This window comes from Megasphaera cerevisiae DSM 20462, assembly GCF_001045675.1.
In the GTDB taxonomy this organism is placed as follows: Bacteria; Bacillota; Negativicutes; order Veillonellales; family Megasphaeraceae; genus Megasphaera; species Megasphaera cerevisiae.
On sequence record NZ_LEKT01000179.1, the window covers coordinates 1 to 587 of the forward strand.

The following is a 587-nucleotide window of genomic DNA, read 5'->3' on the forward strand; positions in this document are numbered from 1 at the left end:
ATCTACAAATCTACTGGAACGATTAAATAGGGAAATCCGGCGCCGGACTAGAGTCGTTGGAATTTTCCCCAGTATGGATTCATACGTCCGGCTTGTCACAAGCTATCTCATTGAGTACAGCGAAGATTGGTCCAGCGGGCGTTCTTACATTAATCCTAAAATTATTACCGAGCTTCAACTACAATTAGCAAAAACTGCTTAATCCCATTCGGAGGTTGATGGTTTTTGCGAACATTGCTTGACACTATCGCAGAACCGACCGCTGAAAGCTTTTTATCCATTTATTTTTGTGGATTGCATATACGTTTCTATGCGTACCGAGCAGGGTGTTTCTGACCAGGCGGTGTACGTTATCCTGGGGTACGATCTAAACGGTGGGAAAGATGTTCTGGGCTTATGGATAGGTGATACAGAAAGCAAACATCGCTGGATGCAGGTATTCGATGAAATAAAATCACGCGGTGTCCAGGACATCGGTTTTATTTCAATGGACGGTGTCAGTGGTCTTGAAGATGGTGCTAAAGCTATATTCAAGAATGTTGTGGTGCAGCGCTGTATGGTACATCTAATCCGCAACTCTCTGAAAT

At 43.8% G+C, this 587-nt stretch carries 1 protein-coding gene and 1 pseudogene; both read left to right on the forward strand.

What is annotated here, in order from left to right:
* The coding region (locus AB840_RS16370) for a transposase (protein ID WP_201775884.1) at positions 1–202 on the forward strand (202 nt) is incomplete at its 5' end.
* A 48-nt stretch (positions 203–250) separates the two neighbouring features.
* Positions 251–587, forward strand: a pseudogene (locus tag AB840_RS15625) (IS256 family transposase); the annotation flags it as partial.